The sequence below is a fragment of the Micromonospora sp. CPCC 206060 genome, assembly GCF_036906895.1.
Lineage (GTDB): Bacteria > Actinomycetota > Actinomycetes > Mycobacteriales > Micromonosporaceae > Micromonospora.
In genome coordinates this window covers 1-17,841 of the sequence record NZ_JBAKHU010000093.1, presented here as the reverse complement: position 1 = coordinate 17,841, position 17,841 = coordinate 1, and the positions used below count along the sequence as shown (strand labels likewise).

At 71.1% G+C, this 17,841-nt stretch carries 16 protein-coding genes and 1 pseudogene; 9 read left to right on the top strand and 8 right to left on the bottom strand.

Annotation, left to right across the window (positions count from 1 at the left end):
• The 6 genes and pseudogenes from V6U90_RS29890 to V6U90_RS29865 all read left to right on the top strand — a co-directional run.
• Window positions 1-161, top strand: a pseudogene (locus V6U90_RS29890) (AAA family ATPase); the annotation flags it as partial.
• A 4-nt stretch (window positions 162-165) separates the two neighbouring features.
• The gene (locus tag V6U90_RS29885) at window positions 166-873 is read left to right on the top strand and encodes a DUF899 family protein (protein ID WP_334443804.1); all 708 of its coding nucleotides are present in this window, start codon (window positions 166-168) and stop codon (window positions 871-873) included.
• A 36-nt stretch (window positions 874-909) separates the two neighbouring features.
• Window positions 910-2,262, top strand: a complete 1,353-nt coding sequence (locus V6U90_RS29880; protein ID WP_334443802.1) for a nitric oxide synthase oxygenase — start codon at window positions 910-912, stop codon at window positions 2,260-2,262.
• Window positions 2,263-2,534: 272 nt separating this feature from the next.
• On the top strand, window positions 2,535-4,004 hold the full coding sequence (locus tag V6U90_RS29875; protein ID WP_334443800.1) for an NAD(P)/FAD-dependent oxidoreductase: 1,470 nt from the start codon (window positions 2,535-2,537) through the stop codon (window positions 4,002-4,004).
• Between the two features lie 35 nt (window positions 4,005-4,039).
• Window positions 4,040-4,411, top strand: coding sequence for a VOC family protein (locus tag V6U90_RS29870; protein ID WP_334443798.1), 372 nt, complete (start codon window positions 4,040-4,042; stop codon window positions 4,409-4,411).
• Window positions 4,412-4,482: 71 nt separating this feature from the next.
• Complete coding sequence (locus V6U90_RS29865) at window positions 4,483-6,153, top strand: alpha/beta hydrolase family protein (protein WP_334443795.1); 1,671 nt, start codon at window positions 4,483-4,485, stop codon at window positions 6,151-6,153.
• Window positions 6,154-6,482: 329 nt separating this feature from the next.
• Here the strand turns inward: V6U90_RS29865 and V6U90_RS29860 are convergent, their stop codons facing one another.
• From V6U90_RS29860 to V6U90_RS29845, 4 genes are all read right to left on the bottom strand, one after another.
• The gene (locus tag V6U90_RS29860) at window positions 6,483-7,241 is read right to left on the bottom strand and encodes a winged helix-turn-helix transcriptional regulator (protein WP_334443792.1); all 759 of its coding nucleotides are present in this window, start codon (window positions 7,239-7,241) and stop codon (window positions 6,483-6,485) included.
• Window positions 7,242-7,443: 202 nt separating this feature from the next.
• Entirely contained in the window at window positions 7,444-8,223 is a 780-nt protein-coding gene (locus tag V6U90_RS29855) for an AraC family transcriptional regulator (protein WP_334443789.1), read from the bottom strand.
• 117 nt (window positions 8,224-8,340) lie between these two features.
• Window positions 8,341-8,883 carry a copper resistance CopC family protein gene (locus tag V6U90_RS29850; protein WP_334443786.1) on the bottom strand — a complete coding sequence of 181 codons (543 nt, stop codon included), beginning with the start codon at window positions 8,881-8,883 and terminating at the stop codon, window positions 8,341-8,343.
• A complete protein-coding gene (locus V6U90_RS29845; RefSeq protein WP_334443783.1) occupies window positions 8,880-9,446 on the bottom strand; it encodes a hypothetical protein in 567 nt (188 codons plus the stop codon). Before V6U90_RS29845 ends, V6U90_RS29850 begins: the two co-directional genes overlap by 4 nt.
• Window positions 9,447-9,616: 170 nt before the next feature.
• Between V6U90_RS29845 and add the strand changes: the two genes are divergently transcribed.
• Window positions 9,617-10,657, top strand: coding sequence for an adenosine deaminase (gene add, locus V6U90_RS29840; protein WP_334443780.1), 1,041 nt, complete (start codon window positions 9,617-9,619; stop codon window positions 10,655-10,657).
• A 149-nt stretch (window positions 10,658-10,806) separates the two neighbouring features.
• Here add and V6U90_RS29835 read toward each other — a convergent pair whose 3' ends face one another.
• Both V6U90_RS29835 and V6U90_RS29830 read right to left on the bottom strand, forming a co-directional pair.
• Window positions 10,807-11,688, bottom strand: coding sequence for a homocysteine S-methyltransferase family protein (locus V6U90_RS29835; protein WP_334443777.1), 882 nt, complete (start codon window positions 11,686-11,688; stop codon window positions 10,807-10,809).
• A gap of 22 nt (window positions 11,689-11,710) precedes the next feature.
• Window positions 11,711-12,235 carry a class I SAM-dependent methyltransferase gene (locus V6U90_RS29830; RefSeq protein ID WP_334443774.1) on the bottom strand — a complete coding sequence of 175 codons (525 nt, stop codon included), beginning with the start codon at window positions 12,233-12,235 and terminating at the stop codon, window positions 11,711-11,713.
• Between the two features lie 210 nt (window positions 12,236-12,445).
• On the opposite strand from V6U90_RS29830, the gene def reads away from it, so the two are divergent.
• Window positions 12,446-12,949 (top strand): peptide deformylase, encoded by a 504-nt coding sequence (gene def / locus V6U90_RS29825; protein ID WP_334443772.1) that lies wholly within the window; start codon window positions 12,446-12,448, stop codon window positions 12,947-12,949.
• 60 nt (window positions 12,950-13,009) lie between these two features.
• Here the strand turns inward: def and metH are convergent, their stop codons facing one another.
• Window positions 13,010-16,621 carry a methionine synthase gene (gene metH, locus V6U90_RS29820; protein ID WP_334443769.1) on the bottom strand — a complete coding sequence of 1,204 codons (3,612 nt, stop codon included), beginning with the start codon at window positions 16,619-16,621 and terminating at the stop codon, window positions 13,010-13,012.
• Window positions 16,622-16,809: 188 nt separating this feature from the next.
• Window positions 16,810-16,944, bottom strand: coding sequence for a hypothetical protein (locus V6U90_RS29815; RefSeq protein ID WP_334443766.1), 135 nt, complete (start codon window positions 16,942-16,944; stop codon window positions 16,810-16,812).
• Between the two features lie 372 nt (window positions 16,945-17,316).
• On the opposite strand from V6U90_RS29815, the gene V6U90_RS29810 reads away from it, so the two are divergent.
• Window positions 17,317-17,841: aldo/keto reductase (locus V6U90_RS29810; protein ID WP_334443763.1), on the top strand; the 525-nt coding region annotated here is incomplete at its 3' end.

The window sequence follows — 17,841 nt, the reverse complement described above, 5'->3', positions numbered from 1 at the left end:
TGACCCCGGGTCAGATCGTGGTGGTCGACTGCGAGGGCGATCCGGACAACATCGACAAGTCCACGCTCGTCTTCCGCGGCAGCGGACGACCGACGGAGCAGTTGGTGGCGGCCGGTGTCGACTCCTCCGCCGACGGAAACAGCGGCAGCGGCCAGGAGTAGACCAGTGATCCCCGAGACCGAGTTCTGGCCGGAGAAGGCCAGCCCGGAGTACCGCGCGGCGCGGAGCGAGCTGCTCCGCGCCGAGCAGGACCTCCGGGACGCGATCGAGCGCGTCGCCGCCCAGCGGCGCGCCCTGCCCGAGGGCGCCGAACTGCCCCCGTACACCTTCACCGAAGGCCCGACCGACCTGGGCAGCGACGGCCCGCTCAGCCGGCCGACCCTGCTCGATCTCTTCGGTGACCAGCGCAACCTGATCATCTACCACATGATGTTCGGCCCCCGGGACGAGCAGGCGTGTGAAATGTGTTCGATGTGGCTGGACGGCTTCAACGGCATCCGGCCGCACGTCGAGCAGAACGCGGCGTTCGTCGCCGTGGCGAAGGCCCCGATCGACAAGGTACGGGCCTGGGCACGGCGACGTGGCTGGACCCGACTGCGACTGCTGTCCAGCCACGACAGCACCTTCAACACGGACCTCAGAGTCGAGGACCCGAGTGGCGACATGCAGTTCCCCGCCATCAGCGTGCTGGTACGCGATGGCGATACCGTCCGCCACTTCTACACCATGCAGGCGATCTTCCCGACCGACGAGTCCGGCCGGGGTCTCGATCTGTACTGCCCGGTGTGGCAGATCCTCGACCTCCTGCCAGGCGGACGCGGAGAGTGGTATGCCAGCAATGACTACGGCGACGGAAGCCCCTGCGCCAACTGACCCGGGCGCCCTGCGCCCCCGCCACAGCAGTCCGCGATGACGGCCCCCATCCGGGCGATCCGCGTCGGGCTGCCGCCGGTCCGGGAGACCGACGGCAGCCCCGGCGAGGCGGATCCCGCCGAGGCCGAGGAGTTCATCCGGCAGCACCACGCCGAGGAGCCCCGCCTCGGGCCGCCCGAGCCACGACTGGAACAGGTGCGCTGGCAGATCGCGGTGACCGGCACGTACCGGCAAACCCCCGCCGAGCTCCAGTTCGGCGCGCGGGTCGCCTGGCGCAACAGCGCCAACTGCATCGGCCGGCTCTACTGGCGCAGCCTGCGGATACGCGACCTGCGTGCGGTCGACGACCCCTGGGGAGTCTTCGTCGGCTGCGTCAACCACCTGAAGCTGGCCACCAACGGCGGCCGGATCCGGCCGGTCATCACGGTCTTCGCCCCCGACGCGCCGGACCGGCCCGGTCCGCGCATCGTCAACGACCAGATCATCCGGTACGCCGGATACCGGGAGCCGGACGGCTCCGTGCTCGGTGACCCCCGTAACGAGGCACTGACCGCCACGGCACGGTCCCTGGGTTGGCGGCCACCGGCGCAACGGGGCCGGTTCGACCTGCTGCCCCTGGTCGTGCAGACGGCCAACCGGCCGCCGCTGATGGCCCGGCTCCCCGCCGACGTGGTGCAGGAGGTCCCGATCACGCATCCGGAGCTGCCCGGCCTCGCCGAGTTGGGGCTGCGCTGGCACGCGGTACCGGCGATCAGCAACATGCGGCTGCGCATCGGCGGCATCACCTACCCCGCCGCGCCTTTCAACGGCTGGTACATGGGCACCGAGATCGGCGCCCGCAACTTCGCCGACACCGACCGGTACAACCTCCTGCCCGTGGTGGCCGAGCTGCTCCAGCTGGACACCTCCGCCGAGCACACCCTGTGGCGGGACCGGGCCATGGTCGAACTGAACCGGGCGGTGCTGTACTCGTTCCACGCGGCGGGCGTCACCATCACCGACCACCACACCGAGTCGGCGCGGTTCATCACCCACCTACGGGGCGAGGAGCGCGCCGGCCGGAGCTGTCCAGCCGACTGGAGCTGGATCGTGCCGCCGATGTCCGCGTCGCAGACCCCGGTGTTCCACCGCTACTACGACACCCAGGCGCTGCTACCGAACTTCCTGCCGGCCGAGACCGAGACCGTCGCGCGCTGTCCGTTCACCACCACCAACGAGGTACCGGCCGGCCTGGCCACCCCGGCCCACGGCCCTCCGCAGCCGGTGGAGCCGGTCGGCAGCGCCCCGCCGGTGGAGGTCGGGGAGCCCGTCCCGCTGATCGAGGTGGACGGCCGTCCCCGACCGGTGGAGGTCGGCGTCCACCCCCACCCGGCGGACATCGCCGGCTGACCCGAGCGTCCGGAAGGCCGGGCGCCGACCACCTCGGCCGGCGCACGGTCCGGCGTTGCCCGGTATCGGGTTCCCTGTCGCGCTGGCGTGCCGATCCGCGTCGACCGGCGCCGGGGAACCGGGAACCCGGTCGAATTCACAGCAACAGATGCCTAACAGAATCCGCCACGAAAGCGTAGATGACACGTAGCTTGCTTCTCATTCGGATTCGGGTTCAGATCCCGCCTCACTAAGTGTCCCTCGCCAGGGATCGTCCACCGCGGAGCGAGCCAATGAATGTGAAGACCCCTTACGACGTCGTCGTTGTCGGAAACGGCATCGTGGGCCTCTCGATCGCCTACGAACTCGCGAAACGGGCCCGTGAGTTGCGGATCGCCGTGCTCGGGCCGGCGCACCGATCGGGCGCGGCCTCCATGGCCGCAGGTGCGATGCTGAACACCTTCGGCGAGATCACCAAGTACACCCTGCTCTCTCCGGCCGGGCAGGCGAAGTTCCAGATCTGCCGGGACGCTCTGGACCGGTGGCCGACCTGGTTGCAGGAGCTGAAGGACGCCTCCGGCGTCGCCGACCTGGACCGCTCGCTGAGCCAGGGCACCACGGTGCTGCTCAACGCCAAGTCCGGACACCTGGACGACGAGAACTTCGCCGCCCTGCAGGCCGCGCTGGCCAAGTTCGACGAGCCGTTCGAGGAGATCAGCCCGGCCGACGTACCCGGCCTGGACCCGCTGGCCGAGGCGCGTCCGCTGCGGGCGATCCACCTGCCCCGGGAGGGCGCCATCGACGCCCGCGCGGTGCTGGACGCCATGCAGACCGCGGTGACCACCCTCGGGGTCACCGTCATCGACGCCGAGGTCACCGGCTTCGACGTACGCGAGGACCGGGTGCACGGTGTGCACCTGGCCGACGGCGGCAGCGTCTTCGGGGCGACCGTGCTGCTGGCCGCGGGTGCCTTCAGTGGCCCGCTGACCGAGGTGCTCGGCCCCGGCGCGGTGCCGGCCATGTTCGCCGGCAAGGGCATCGCGGTGCAGACCCAGCGGCGGGCCGAACCCGGCTTCCAGCACGTGGTGCGTACCCCCAACCGGTCCGGCTCCTGCGGCCTGCACCTGATTCCGCTCGGCGACGGGGTGGAGTACCTGGGCGCCACCAACCTCCTCTTCGACGTGCCCGCCCACGTCGCCGACATCGGCATGAGCGAGTTCCTGGTGCAGGTGGCCCGCGAGCAGCTCGACCACAAGCTCTTCTTCTCCGACGTCAAGGCATGGATGGTCGGCAACCGGCCGGTCGCCCTGGACGGCTTCCCGCTCGTCGGCCGCACCTCCATCGACGGGCTGGTCATCGCCACCGGCACCTACCGCGACGGCTTCCACTGCTCGCCGGTGCTCGCCCGGCTGGTCGTCGACGACCTGCTCGGTGAGGGCAGCCTGGCGGAGAGCCTGCCGCACTTCACCCCGGAACGGGCGCCGATCGAGTCGATGAGCCCGCAGGAGGCGGTCCGGGAGTTCGCCTTCCACGGGGTGTCCGCCTCCATCGAGGCCGGTCTGCGGCTGCCGTCGCACACCGACACCACGGTGCTCGACCTGTTCTACCAGCAGGCCGCGCAGCGCTTCTACGACCTCGTACCGCACCCGGTCGGCCTGTCGCCGGAGGTGCTGCTGGGCACCGTGTTCAGCCCGGATCTGGAGAACCACCGGATCACCCGGTACCTGACCGACGCCCACAAGCGCTACTCGGGCACCCGGTAGCCCCCGCCCGCATCGGAAGAGACGAGGTGATGTCGGTGCGTACCGGCGCCGTCGAATGGTTCGACATCCGTACCCCCGACCCGCAGACCGCCCGGCACTTCTACGCCGAGGTGTTCGGATGGACCTATCAGGACTTCGCCCCGCTGGGCCAGGTTCTCGGGGTGACCATCTGGCACGACGGCAAGGAGATCGGGATGATCACCGAGGCCGAGGGGCAGGTGACCGGCGGTGCCGGCACGATGCTCTACGTCTACGCCGAGGACCTGCCGGCCGCGGTCAAGAAGGCCGTCGAGCTGGGCGCGACGGTCCGGTCCGATCCGTCCATGATGGACGAGGAATCCGGGGCGTTCGCTGATCTGGTCGACCCCACCGGGGTGCCGATCGGGGTGTGGAGCCAGACGCTGTGAGCGGTACGTCGGCACCGGCGGGCGACGCGTCCACCGGTGCCGACGTACCTCCGATCCGGAACGGAGGCCCCGTGTCCACCACCGACGACCTCGTACGTGAGGCGACCGTCGCCGCACCCCGACCGGCGGACCGAGTCCGCCGGGTCAACCGGCGTCGGCTGCTGATCGGCCTGCTCGCGGTGGTGGCGCTGCTCGGCTCGGCGGGCTTCGCCGTCGCGCTGGGCATCACCCAACGGGAGGCGGTGCCGCAGCGGGAACTCGTCGTCAACGGCGTACCGATCACCCTCTACATGCCCGGCACCGTGCCGGTGGTTCCGGACAGCACGGTCGACCTGCCGGCCCCGCTGCCACCCGGTAGTCGTCCACCCGGCCTGGTGCTCGCCCACGGCCACTCCGCCGACCGGGCCATGATGAGCTGGCTCGCCGGGCGGCTGGCCGCCGCCGGCATCGTGGTGGCCACCTTCGACTTCCGGGGCCACGGCACCCACCGTGCCCCGCACGAGCCGCACGGCTTCGAGGGGCGCCGCGAGGACCTGCGTACCGTCTTCGACTGGCTGCGCGCCCAGCCGTACGTCGACAGCGAGCACGTGGCGATCGCCGGTCACTCGATGGGCGCCGCCGCGGTGGTGCACTTCGCCACCCACGACGCCCGTCCGGTCGCCACCGTCGCCCTCGGCGGCTCGGTGGCCACCATCGAGGGCGACGCCGAGGGACGCAACATGCTCTTCCTGGTCGCCCAGGGCGACCCGGACGCGGTACGCGACGAGGCGGTGCGCACCGCCAAGACCCTGCGCGGCGGTGACATCCGCTTCGGCGACGAGTACGGCAGCCACGGCGACGGTTCGGCGGTCGGGCTGCGCGAGGTACCCGGCAACCACCTGACCATGCTCTACGCCGACGAGACCGCCGCGCGGATGGCCGACTGGATCAACCGGGCCGCCAACGGCGTCGGCCCGGTCACCACACCCCGCGACAACCGGCTCGAACTCGCCCAGGGCTACCTGATCTTCATGGCCGGCCTGCTGGTGCTGCTCGGGGCCCTCGCCGGGGCACTGGTCCGCCGGGGCGCCGGTGCCCCCGGGGCCCGCTGGCGGGGCCTGGCCCTGATCGCCGGCACCCTGCTACTGCCGTTGCCCTGGTTGGCCTGGGGCGATCCGGGACCGCTGGTCGGCATGGAGGCCGGTGGGGCGCTGGTCGTCCTGCTCGCCGCCGCCGGCGGGATGCTCTGGGCGCTCTGCTCGCTGGCGCCGGTACGCCGGTGGTGCCGCCTCGACGCCGACCTGGCGGAGCCGCTGCGCGCTGCCGGTGGCCGCCGGCTGCTGCTCGCCGCGCTGCTCGGCACCGGCGGCACGATCCTGCTGCTGCTGCCGCTCGGGCCGCTCGGACACGGCCTGCTGCCGACCCCGACGCGGGTGGTACTCGGCCTGCTGGCCACCCTGCTGCTGCTGCCGTTCTTCCTCGCCGCCGATCTGCTGGTCCGGCGCGGTACACCGTTGGCCGCCTCCGGGTTCGCGCTGGCCGTCCGGCTGCTGCTGCTGGTCGTCACGTTCGTGGCGGTCGCCACCGGGCTGCTGCCGGGGATGATCGGCCTCTACCTGATGCTCCTGGCCCCGTTCCTGGTGCTGCTGGAACTGGTCGCCGGGGCGATGTACGCGGTCGGCCGCGACCCGAGGCTGCCGGCGGTGTTCCAGGCCGGCGCGCTCGGCTGGCTGCTGGCGATCATCTCACCGGTCATGTGGTGACCGGGGCCGCGGAGCCCTGGTCACCGACGATTCCTCAACTGCGGCTCGCAGCCGGTCCGGAATACCGGCGAGGGACGGCCGGGGGCACGGAGATCAGCACACATGTTCAGTCGCGCACCGCAGACACCTGACGCCGGTTCGCCTTGGCGGCGAACCGGCTTTCCCTGTCCTGCTCCGCAGGCGATCCGTTTCCTCCTCCGCCTGAAGGCGGGGGTATCCACGGAAGTCACCTGACGACCACGGCACTTGCTGCCGTGGTCGCCGTGCGGGGATTCGCGGCGGTCGCCGTGCCGTCGCCCACGCACGCGATCCCGCGCGGCGGCCGGTGCTCAGCTCGTGGCGGCGCCCGCCGTCGTCCGGTCCGGTAGGCGGGACAGGGCGGCAGCCCGGTGGGTGGACGCGTCCAGCGCCGGGCGCTCGCCCGGGTCCGGCCCGAGACCGAGCAGGTAGAGACAGCGGGGGACGGCGGCCGGCGGGCCCTGCACGGTCACCGAACCGGTGAGCACCGCCTCGACCGGCTCGATGATCCGGCTGCCCAGGTCGAAGAAGGTCTGCGTGTCGGTGGCGATGCGCAGCACCGGATCGGTCGCCGGACCGGTGCTGGTGCGCACCCGCCCACCGTGGACCACCACGTGGAAGACCTCACCGGAGATGTCGAACTCGTAGGTCTCGTCGGTGCGGGCGCGTTCCGGGTCGGCCATCGCCTCGATGGCCAGGACCGCCCAGGACGCCCGACGGACCGCCGCCGGCAGCTCCGTGGGCCGCTCGGCCAGCACCGCCAACCCGAACCGGGCCATGGCGAGCACCGGCTCACGCAGCCGTTCACCGAGCTCGGTGAGGGTGTACCCGGCGGTGCGGCGCTCGACGTCCAGCGGTCGGATGATGCCGGTCTGGGTGAGCAGGCTGAGTCGCTCGGCCAGCAGGTTGGTGCCGATACCGGGCAGCGCGTCCAGTAGTTCCCGGTACCGCCGGGGGCGCAGCAGCAGCTCCCGTACGATCAGCAGCGTCCAGCGCTCGCCGACGATGTCCAGAGCGAACGCGAGGCCGCACTGCTGGTCGTAGCTGCGTCGCTCCCGCTGCTCTTTCACCTCTGCCTCGTTTCGGCGGTTCGTGGTCGGTACCGGCTGGCGGCGGCCGTCCTTGTTCAATAACACATAGCATAACGCCGACGACGGCCGGCTCGCGTCCCCGGGTTTGTCGCATCTGACATCACTGTCCGTGATCGTCGTACCACGCTGGCGCGTCCGGTCCCGGTGTTGCCGAGGGGCGCGGTCCGGCAGGTCAGCACGGTCAGGCTGCCGCGAGTAGACGCAGTGGCACATCGGTCAGTACCGGCGGATCCAGGTCGGTGGGTTCCCGGAGGGTGACCGGGATGTCCAGCCTGCCGGTACCGCGATACCTTGCAAAACCTGTTCCTACCAGAAAGCTGCCCGGGGTCCGGTCGACCAACGCCTCGGTCACCGTCGCGCCCGGTCGGACCCAGACGACCCGGGCCCGGTACTCGCCGGTGGCGCGTACCCCGGGTGGCAGGCAACCGTCCGGGGTCACCGGCAGCCACCCGCTGCCGGCCCGGTCCGCCCCGGCGGCCAGTTGCACCAGCAGGAGCCCGTCGCCGGACCGTCGGCCGTGGACGGTCAGCGGGCTGCCGCCCGGGCGGTGTCCGTGCTGCCGGGCTGCCGGCAGTTCCCCGATCCGTACGCTGTGCGCCCGTCGGGCCAACTGCCGGAAGGTGCCCGGTGCGGACCCCACCAGCCGGGAGAACCGGGTGTGGAAGCTGCCGAGACTGTCGTACCCGACCCGCAGACCGATGTCCCGGATCAACAGTGCACTGTGCACCAGCAACCGTTGTGCCTCGGCCAACCGCAGGGCGGTGAGGAACTGCGCCGGGGTCACGCTGGTCATCGCGTGGAAGATCCGGTGGAAGTGGAACCTGCTGAACAGGGCGATCCGGGCCAGGTCGTCGAGGCGGAGCCGGTCGGCCAGATGGTCCCGCATCCACGCGATCGCCCGGCAGATCGCGGCGGTCCGGTCGTCGGCGTCAGCGATTGCGCTGTCGATTGCTGGAAGCATGACGGTACTCCGTCGGCCGTCACCTGCGGGTCGACGTCGACCCGATGACACCCGCCGGGATGGACCCGGCGGGTGCCTCGATTTTTTCACGGCCCGACGGGATGCCCGTCGAATCTGTCAGTCCGCTGGAATCACTGGCTGCACCCGGCGCCGCCGGATCAACTGCACCCCGATACCGGCGATGACGACGACGTTGGCGCCGAGCACCACGGCGGTCACCGGATCGATCTTCGTGATGTCGTGGTGGGCCGACAACTCCGTCGGCGCGTCCGCCGGCGGCAGCAGCCCCGCGTCGCCGACCGCGAATGCGGTCTCACCGCTCAGTTCGGCGCCGTCGAGCAGCCGTACGTGGTAGACGACCCGGTACCCGCCGGAGGCGTCGATCGTCACCGGCAGGGTGAGATTCCGGCCCTCGACCACCGGGATCCGCTGGTCCATCACCCGCCCGTTGGCGTCGACCGTCGTCGCGTGGGTGTCCCGCCGGTCGAGGTCGTGGGTGAAGGTGAGGGTGACGGTGGACGGTGGTGTGCTCAGTACCGCCCGGTCGGCCGGGGCGGCGGTGGCCAGTCGCACCGGTTTCTCCAGCACCACCGGCAGGAACGCGGCGAACGACAGCGTCGCGATCAGGACCGCCGCGGTGTGCCGCGCGGGCCGCTTCACGACACGGACACGGCCGGACGCACCCCGTGGCAGGTGCAGCGCATCCGGGCCGCGACCGCGGGCGTCGGACGGACGTGCAGGTACATCGCGACCACCATGGGCAGGAAGACCAGCGCGTTGTAGAGCAGGTGCAGCTCCACCCGGGGGACGATGAACTGCACGATGCTGGTCGGCACCGGCCGACCCTGGAGGTGGTAGCCGGTGAGCGACTGGATGAGCAGCAGCAGGTGCTCGAAGTGGTGCCAGACCTGGATGGCCAGCGAGATCCCCCACCAGGTGGCGGCCGGGCCGACGAAGCCGCGCCGCAGGATCAGCAGCCCGACCAGCATCACCAGGGCGTAGGCGTAGTGCAGCCACTCCTGCTGTATCAACCAGGGGAAGGGCATCCCGATTACGCCCCGGGCCTGGGCAGGGGTCCACCCGAGACCCCAGATCTGCACGGCCTGGGTGATGTGTTCGGCCCAGTGCGCCACCACGATCACCATGTACACGGCCAGCGCCTTGCGGTGCCATCTCTCGTTGAGGTCGGTCAGGAACGTGCGGGACCGAGCGTCGACCGTCATCAGATACACCTCGGCATCGGTGGAAAGGAGAACAGGGGTTGACGCGTACACTGACGCACTGTCGACCATAGTCATTCGTCTACGTCCTGCGGTTCTCCAGAATTGCGCGACGTGCCCCGTCACCGTTGTCGGGCCGGCCCCGCAGCCGCCGACGGTCTATCATCCGGCCCATGACGCGTCCGGCCGTCGACCACGAACTGCGGTCGATCATCGCTCAACTGCCCAAGGTGGAGCTGCACGTCCACCTCGAAGGTTCGGTCCGGCCGGAGACGCTGTCCCGGATCGCCCGCCGCAACGGCCGGGACATCGGTACGCTCTCCGTCGACGAGATCCGGGAGTTGTTCCGGTTCCGGGATTTCTTCCATTTCACCCAGCTCTTCGAGCAGTGCGTCGACGCACTGCGCGAGCCCCGCGACTTCGAGCTGATCACCACCGAGCTGGGTCTCGCCGCCCACGCCCAGCAGGTCCGCTACCTGGAGGTCACCTTCACTCCGGGAATGCACCACCGGGCCCGGGGCATCGGCGTCGACGAGCAGCTCGACGCCGTCGCCGCCGGTGCCGCCGAGGTGTACCGGCAGACCGGGGTGCAGATGCGCTTCATCCTCGACCACGTCCGGGGCGACGGCGAGCAGGAGTGCCTCCAGACCGCACAGTGGTGCCACGACGGACGGCGGCACGGCGTGGTGGCACTCGGCCTCGGCGGGTTCGAGCCGGGCCGGCCGGCGTCGCTGTTCGCCGAGGCGATCGGGTGGGCCGCCGCGCACGGGGTGCCCTTCGTGCCGCACGCCGGCGAGGCGGTCGGCCCCGAAGGGGTCTGGGACTGCCTACGGTTCGACCCGCCCCGCATCGGTCACGGTGTCCGCGCCGCCGAAGACCCACAGCTACTGGCCACGCTCCACGCCCGGGGCGTGGTACTGGAGATCTGCCCGACCAGCAACCTGCGGACCGGCGTGGTCGCCGACCTGGCCGACCACCCGTTGCCCCGGATCCGGGCGGCCGGCGTGCCGTTCACCCTCAACTCCGACGACCCGTCGATGTTCCACACCGACATCACCACGGAGTACCGGCTGGCCACCGAACAGTTCGGGTTCACCCTCGCGGAACTGGCGGCGGTCACCCGGACCGGAGTGGACGCCGCGCTGCTGCCCGAGGCCGAACGCGCGGCGCTGCGCGCCGACGTGGACGCGCGGCTGGCCGCGTTCGGGGTGTGACCCCGTCGGGTCCGCTCCTGACCGCTGATCCCCGGCCGGCGCCACGTCGATGTGGCAGCACACCTCCTGCCGGCCGACCTCGGCCCGACCCGCTGCCGACCCCGGAACGCCGGTCCTGCCACCGTTCCCGCAGCGGCGCCCGGACCGGCTCAGGCCGGCTGCCCGGCCAGTGCCCGGGTGAGCGCGGCGATGTGCGCCGGCGTCGCCCCGCAGCACCCCCCGGCCGCCACCAGGCCGAACTCGTCGCGCCAGCCGGCCAGCTCGGCGGCGAACTGCGCGGTGCCGGTCCCGGCCGGCACATGCCGGTCCACCGGGGTGTACGCCGGCAGGCCGGAACGGTCCTCCAGGTTCGGGTACGTCCCGACCGGGGTCACCCCGGCGTCGCGCAGCACCCGCAACGCGACCCGGGTACCGGTCGGGGTGGTGCAGTTGACCAGCACCGCCCGTGCCCCGGCGCGCTGCGCCGTGCGGGCGGCCCGGTCCAGGGGTTCCCCGGACAGCAAGGTGCCCTGCTCGGTGCAGACGAAACTGACCCAGGCGGGCATACCGAGCGCGGCGACCGCCTCCAGGGCGTGCACCGCCTCCCGCAGGGTGTTCATCGTCTCGACCAGGACGAGGTCCACCCCGGCGTCGTGCAGCCGCCGGGCCAGCCAACGGTGCTCCTCACGCAGCTCGTCGTCGGGCGGTACCAGCCGGGGCTGGTAGCAGTCCTCGACCGGGGCGATCGACCCCGCCACCCGTACCCCGGGCGGGGCCGCTGTGCGGGCCACGGTGACGGCGGTGTGGACCAGCCGGGCGGCGGCGTCGTCGGCCAGGCCGGCCCGGCGGAGGCTGCGCAGGTTGCCACGGAAGGTGTGGGCGGTGAGCACGTCGGCGCCCGCGTCGGCGTACCGCCGGTGCACCTCGCCGAGCAGGGTGCGACCGGCCGGGGTGAGCAGCACGTCGACGCCCCACCAGGGCTGCCGTACCGGCCAGCCGTGCCGTTGCAGCTCGGTGGCGAGCCCACCGTCGAGCACCGTGGTCGTCGGCATGTCCACCACCGGTCCGGTCGGGTCAGTGTGGTCGGGCGATCAGGCAGACCAACGCCGCGTCGCCGGCCTGGCCGGTGACCGTCTCGCCCTGCCAGCCGTGGTCGGCCAGGGCCCGGGAGACCTTCTTCTCGATCTCGACGGCCTTGCCGGCACCGGGCGGTTCCCAACACAGGTACACCGTGCCGCCGGGAGCGAGGATCTGCTGGAACAGGGCCAGTTCCTTGGCGGGGGAGCGAACCCAGAACAGATTCACATTGACCGCGAAGATCTTGTCGAAGGCCTGCCCGCCGAACTGGGCGGACTCGATCGCGGCCACCCGCAACTCGGCCCGGCCGTCGGCGACCCACCGGGAATTGCGTTCCTCCGCACCCTGGATCGCCTTCTCCGACCGGTCGATCGCGGTGATCTTCCCGCTGGTCAGCCGTTCGCAGATCAGGTCGACAGCCACGCCACGACCGCAGCCGATCTCCAGCACCTGGTCGGACGGGTCGACCGACATGACGTCGACCACCCAGCTCAGCCGTTCCGGAACCGTTTTCTTCGCCACGGGAGGAATATATCCGCCATCGGCGGACGAGACAGTTCTTCCGACTTGCGCCGTGCCGGCCGGTTGTCCCCTGGAGACGGTGGCCAGGGCGGGGGAGGAGCCGCTTTTCCTCCTGCGCCGGTAGGGACAGGTCACCGAGGCGCTGCCCCGGGTCGTACCGGCGGGTGCCCGCCCGTCCGGCGGCCGGCGTCGGACCGATAGCCTGACGGCATGACCATGCGCGCCATCCGGATCATCGGTGACCCCGTCCTGCGGACCCCGTGCGAGCCGGTGACCAGCTTCGATGCCGAACTGCGTGCCCTGGTGACCGACCTGATGGACACCATGCTCGGCGCGCCCGGCCGCGCCGGTGTCGCCGCACCGCAGATCGGGGTCAGCGCGCAGGTGTTCGTGTACGACGCCGATGGACACCGGGGGCACCTGATCAACCCGACCCTGGAGTTGTCCGAGGAACAGCAGGATGACGACGAGGGCTGTCTGTCCGTGCCGGAGCTGTACTTCCCGACCCGCCGGGCGATGCACGCCACCGCGCACGGATTCGACCAGTACGGCGAACCGCTCACCATCTCCGGCAGCGGGTTCCTCGCCCGGGCCCTCCAGCACGAGACCGACCACCTCGCGGGCCGTCTCTACGTCGACACCCTGCGGGGCGACATCCGTCGGCGGGCGCTGCGGGAGATCCGGGCCGGTCGGTACGCCCGCCCCCGCTCCTGATCCGCCCGTCCGGTCTCCCGACGGCGGCGGGCGTGCCGCGATCAGGAGACCGGACGGTCTCTACGGTCGGACCTCGTAGGCGAGGTTGGGGGCCAGCCAGCGTTCCATCTCGCCGAGGGAAAGGCCACGGCGGGCCGCGTAGTCCTGCGTCTGGTCCCGGCCGATCCGGCCGACGGTGAAGTACCGCGACTGCGGGTGGGCGAAGATGAGCCCGCTGACGCTGGCCGCCGGCGTCATCGCGTACGACTCGGTCAGGCCGATACCCAGCTCCGCCGTACCGAGCAGGTCGAACAGTTCCCGTTTCAGGCTGTGGTCCGGGCTGGCCGGGTAGCCCAGCGCCGGCCGGATGCCCCGGAAGCGCTCCGCGTGCAGGTCCGCCAGGGTCGGCTCGGCGTCCGGCTCGAACCACTCCCGGCGGGCCTGCAGGTGCAGGTACTCGGCGAACGCCTCGGCCAGCCGGTCCGCCAGGGCCTTGACCATGATCGCCCGGTAGTCGTCGTGCTCGGCCTCGTACCGGGCGGCGAGTTCCTCCGCCCCGTGGATGGAGACCGCGAAACCACCGAGGTGGTCGCCGGCCGGAGCCATGTAGTCGGCGAGGCAACGGTTCGCCCGGCCCTCGGGCTTGGCGGTCTGCTGGCGCAGCATGGGTATCCGTACGCCGTCGGCGACGTCTAGGACGATGTCGTCACCGTCCGCGTGCGCGGGCCAGAAACCGTACCGGCCCCGGGCCTGGAACGAGCCGTTCGCGATGATCTCGTCGAGCAGCGTGTTGGCGTCGTCGTAGAGTTCGCGGGCGACCGGCTGCTCCAGGATCGCCGGGAACTTGCCCTTCAACTCCCAGGCCAGGAAGAGGAACTGCCAGTCGATCATCTCGCGCAGGGCGGTCAGGTCGGGTTCGACGGTACGGATCCCGGTGAACTGCGGCACCGGCAGGTCGGTGAAGTCGACCCGCTCGCGGTTGGCGCGGGCCTGGTCCAGGGAGAGCAGCGGCTGCGAGTGCCGGGTCGCGTGCTGCTCACGCAACCGTTGCTGCTCGGCCCGGTTGGCGGTGTCCAGCGTCTCGGCCCGACCGGGGTCGAGCAGGTCCGAGACCACCCCGACCACCCGGGACGCGTCGAGCACGTGCACGGTCGGCCCGTCGTACGCGGGCGCGATGCGTACCGCGGTGTGCTGCCTCGACGTGGTCGCCCCGCCGATGAGCAACGGCAGCCGCATCCCCCGGCGCTGCATCTCGGCGGCGACGGTGACCATCTCGTCCAGCGACGGGGTGATCAACCCGGACAGGCCGACCGCGTCGGCGCCCTCGGCGACGGCGGTGTCCAGGATCGTCGCCGCCGGCACCATCACCCCGAGGTCGACGACCTCGTAGTTGTTGCAGCCCAGCACCACGCCGACGATGTTCTTGCCGATGTCGTGCACGTCGCCCTTGACCGTCGCCAGCACCACCTTGCCCTGGCGGTGCCCGGCAGCCCGTTCCTTCTCCATGAACGGTTCGAGGTAAGCCACCGCCCGCTTCATCACCCGCGCGCTCTTGACCACCTGCGGCAGGAACATCTTGCCCGCCCCGAACAGGTCACCGACAATCTTCATGCCGTCCATCAGCGGGCCCTCGATCACGTCGAGCGGCCGGTCCAGCAGCAGCCGGGCCTCCTCGGTGTCCGCCTCGACGAAGTCGACGATGCCGTGCACCAGCGCGTGCGACAGCCGCTCGCCGACCGGCGCCGTACGCCAGGACAGGTCGACGGTCCGCTTGGTTCCCGACCCGGTGACCGTGGACGCGAAGGTGACCAGCCGGTCGGTCGCGTCGGGGTGCCGGTCGAACAGCACGTCCTCGACCAGTTCCAGCAGTTCGGCGGGGATGTCCTGGTAGACGGCGAGCTGGCCGGCGTTGACGATGCCCATGTCCAGCCCGGCGCGTACGGCGTGGAACAGGAACGCCGAGTGCATCGCCTCGCGGACCACGTCGTTGCCACGGAACGCGAACGACAGGTTGGAGATGCCGCCGCTGGTCCGTACCCCGGGGCAGCGCTGCTTGATCAGCGGCAGCGCGTCGATGAACGCCTTCGCGTAGCCGTTGTGCTCGGCGATGCCGGTGGCCACGGCCAGCACGTTGGGATCGAAGATGATGTCGTCCGGCGGGAAGCCGGCCTTACCGACCAGCAGATCGTACGCGCGGCCGCAGATTTCCACCTTGCGCTCGGTGGTGTCGGCCTGACCCTTCTCGTCGAAGGCCATCACCACGACCCCGGCGCCGTAGTCGCGGATCCGGCGGGCCTGGGCGAGGAATGCCTCCTCACCCTCCTTGAGGCTGATCGAGTTGACCACCCCCTTGCCCTGCACGCACTTGAGGCCGGCCTCCAGCACACTCCACTTCGAACTGTCGATCATGACCGGGATCCGGGCCACCTCGGGCTCGGTCGCGATCAGGTTGAGGAACCGGGTCATCGCCTGCTCGCTGTCGAGCAGATCGGCGTCCATGTTCACGTCGAGCAGGTTGGCGCCACCGCGTACCTGCTCCAGGGCCACGTCGACCGCCGCCTGGTAGTCGTCGGCCTCGATGAGCCGACGGAACCGCGCGGAACCGGTCACGTTCGTGCGTTCCCCGATCATCACGAACCCGGTGTCCGGGCCGATCGCGAACGGCTCCAGGCCGCTGAACCGGGTGGTCGGCGCCGGCGAGGCGAGCCGGCGTGGCCGGCTGCCCCGGACCGTGTCGGCGATCCGGGCGATGTGCGCCGGGGTGGTACCACAGCAGCCGCCGACGACGTTGACCATCCCGCTGTCGACGAACTCGCCGATCAGCCCGGCCGTTTCGTCCGGGGTCTGGTCGTAGCCGCCGAAGGCGTTGGGCAGTCCGGCGTTGGGATGGCAGGCGACGTACGTGCCGGCGAGGCGGGACAGGTCGGCGACGTGCGGGCGCATCTCCGCCGCCCCCAGCGAACAGTTGACCCCGACCAGCAGCGGTTCGGCGTGCTCGACGGAGCGCCAGAACGCCTCGACGGTCTGCCCGGACAGGGTCCGTCCGCTGAGATCGACGATGGTGACCGAGATCCAGAGCGGGAGCTGGGGGGCGACCTCGCGGGCGGCGGCGATGGCGGCCTTGGCGTTGAGGGTGTCGAAGATGGTCTCGACCAGCAGCAGGTCCACCCCGCCCTCGGCGAGGGCGGTGATCTGCTCGGCGTACGCGGTCTTCACCCGGTCGAAGGTCACCGCCCGATAGGACGGGTCCTCCACCCGTGGCGACAGGGAGAGGGTGACGTTGAGCGGCCCGACCGAACCCGCGACGAACCGGCCACCCGCCTCGTCCGCGGCCTGCCGGGCCAACTGCGCACCCCGCACGTTCATCTCGCGGACCAGCGCCTCCAGGCTGTAGTCGGCCTGCGCGATGCTCGTCGCGGTGAAAGTGTTGGTGGTGGTGATGTCGGCGCCGGCCGCCAGGTAGCGGCGGTGCACGTCGAGGATCAAGTCGGGGCGGGTCAGGTTGAGCAGATCGGGGTCGCCGGTGACGTCGCGGGGGTGGTCGCCGATGAGGTCGCCCCGGTAGTCGGCGGGGGTCAGCCCGGCGTCCTGGAGCATGGTGCCCCACGCGCCGTCGAGCACCAGGACCCGCTCGTCCATCATCTGCCGCAGCGTGGTTGCCACGTCGCCGGCACCGCCTGCGGGACTGTTCATACCGACCTCCTCCGGGATGCGGAGGACGCCCTTGGAACGGTGGTGCCAGGCCGAGCGTGGCGGGTGTCGTCCCCGTCGCAGCGTCCCTCGCCCTGCGGGGGTCAGATTACCCGAGAGTGGCGGCGGGTATCGGCGGTGACGGGCCGGTAGCCCGGATGGCGGGACGACGATGCCGCCATCCGGTCGGCTCACCTGGTCAGGTCCCGGCGGCTGGTCAGGTCCCCGCGGCTGGTCAGGTCCCCGCGGCGGAAGGCCGGGACAGCGCCGGCCACCCCGACGGCGGTCGCGCCGGCCACCCCGACGGCGGTCGCGCCGGCCAGCACCGCCCGGTCCGCCCAGCGGAACCGTGCCGCAAGGGCTCGCCACCGATGTGGTCGCGATGCCGACCCGGTCGGCGACCGCCTCGACCTCGGTCATGACTGGGCGAGACATGAAGACCGGCTGCCCGGAACCCTGGCCTCGGGATCAGTCGAGAAAGGTCTGCTGCACCTCGTCGTAGCGGGCGGGTGGGGTGCGCGCCGGGTGGCGTGGCGCTGATCGGTCTCGGGGTCCGGTCGGCGTCTGATGTCCCTGGTGTCGCGCGGTATCACCCAGGGCCCCGCGGAATCGCTCGATATGATTGCCGGACGCATTTTCGGGGGGCGTCGACCCGGCGCTTCCCTGCACCTACCTGCCGATTCTGGAAGGACGCGTCATTGCGATACCGTTCACTCGGAAAAACCGGACTCACCGTCTCGGAGATCGGCTACGGTGCCTGGGGCATCGGCGGCCAACACTGGATCGGCGCGGACGAGAGCGAGTCACGTCAGGCCCTGCACAGGGCAATTGAGCTCGGGGTCAACGTCATCGACACCGCCCGGGGATACGGCGAGAGTGAACGCATCGTCGGGCAGGTGGTCCGGGAGCATCGGGATGAGCCGGTTCTCGTGGCGACCAAGGTACCCCCGGCGAACATGATCTGGCCGGCTCCCACCGGGCTGCACCCGGATGAGACGTTCCCCGGACAGCACATCCGGGCCAGCCTGGAGACGAGTCTGCGGGCCAGCGGGCTGGATCATTTCGATCTGCTGCAGTTCCACGTCTGGCAGGACGACTGGATCGGACGCGGTGACTGGCTGGAGACAATCAGCGCCCTGAAGACCGAAGGTAAGATCCGCGTGACTGGTCAGGTGGTCGCTGCGCCGGTGGGTAGCCAGGGACAGCCGGCGACGAGTTCGGTG